This is a genomic window from Vibrio sp. 1078-1 (assembly GCF_033340475.1).
The window spans coordinates 1-1,582 of sequence record NZ_JAWOWM010000050.1; the positions used below are offsets into that span (position 1 = coordinate 1).

1 protein-coding gene and 1 pseudogene are annotated in these 1,582 nt (G+C 44.1%); one reads left to right on the top strand and one right to left on the bottom strand.

Annotated elements, in window-relative coordinates:
• On the bottom strand, positions 1–973 hold a 973-nt coding region (locus R7190_RS25495; protein ID WP_318137631.1), incomplete at its 3' end, for a PKD domain-containing protein.
• Between the two features lie 198 nt (positions 974–1,171).
• Here R7190_RS25495 and R7190_RS25500 point away from each other — a divergent pair.
• A pseudogene (locus tag R7190_RS25500) lies at positions 1,172–1,582 on the top strand (ISAs1 family transposase); the annotation flags it as partial.

Sequence of the window (1,582 nt, forward strand, 5' to 3'; positions counted from 1 at the left end):
GTTTTGCATATTTATCCCACTGCATTTGTTTGAGGCTATCACCCAGATACTCTTTTAACTCGTGTAGTTTTGGATCAAGCGTCAAAAAGTCAGATCTCAGCATTGAGTACTCAGTAGGGTAGAGTGAATGCCAGTTAAACTGAGTAGTCAACCAGGGCGCGGAAGAACCACCTGAACCTAAAATGATATTTTTAAGGTTGTCACCGGCTTGCTGTAACAGGTAGGTCTTATCCTGGGTATTGCGCCAGTTGTACAGGTTCACGTATTCAGCAGAGCCATCGTCATAGAGCCTGATGTTGTCAATGTCGACATGTGGCTGCTTATGCAGCCGCTGTAGCATAAGTTTTAGGTTGTCATATGACTTCAGCGTGTTGGTACTGATTGAAACCTTGAGTCTGTGATGATCTTCTGCAAAGGCAGAAATAGCTTCAAGCATTTCTGCCGATGTATGGTTTGACTCAAGTGGGAAGCGACTGATATTCAGTTGCGCCAGATGCTCTTGCGTCGGATTGATACGGCCCCAGGACACATAGCGCTCAGCTGTCGGGTGAGCCTCTGCAGAGGCGATGATGTCCAATACCTGATGTAAAGAGGGGAGAGATGCGTGATCAACATAAACTTCCAGTGATGGAGACACCACGGACACTTTTGCATCGGTTGAGTACTGATCACCATTCTTACTGGTTCCTTTAAACTGGAAGCAATACTCTTCATCGTTGTCCAGTTTTGGAGCGGTAAGTGTCAGATTGACGGTTTGGCTTGTGTCAGAAGGAATAATGGATATCGAACCACATGTTTGAGTCCAGCTGAAACTTTCTAAATCGGGATTGCTGTCGTTTTGAATCGGATTAAGGGTAAATTCTTGATTGTCTATGACATCGAATTTGACGCTGTTGTTGTGGGTCTGATGATCGTCATCAGAGCAGCCTGCGAGAATTGCAGCTGTTAAGAGTAGCCAAGGCTTAACGTCCATTTAGAGGTCCCGATGTGAAAAGGTGAAAACTCCGCATTAAATATTATTTACGACGGCGTTGTCTGTGATGTAAGTAGCAGCTTAAGGCTTAATTGTCTGCAGGGTGAGGTCGTGAACGTTTTTTAAGCAAAATGACGACTAATTTGACGATCCCATTTATTAGCTGTGATCTTATACTCCCTTTTTAGGGAAAGCATCATGCACATCGATCACTTCAAAGAACATTTTCAAACGATTACTGATCTACGCCAAATCCCTAAGGTCACTTACTGCCTCTTCGAAGTCCTTTTGGCTCGCTATGTGCGGTTATTGCTGGTGCGAAAGGTTGGTTTGATATCCGTGAATACATTCTCGGTCATCATAATTGGTTTAAGCGCAATGGCCTGTTTTTACATAGTGTTCCTGTTGATGACACGATTGCTCGAATAATCTCAACGATTGACCCCGAGCATTTCATGAATGCTTCATTAACTGGATGTCATCAATACACACCCTTACCGAAGGTCAAGTGATTGCGATTGATGGCAAAACACTTCGAGGCTCATACAATCGTGAAGACAGGGCGAGCACCATTCATATGATCAGTGCTTATGCATCGTCAAACAAGCT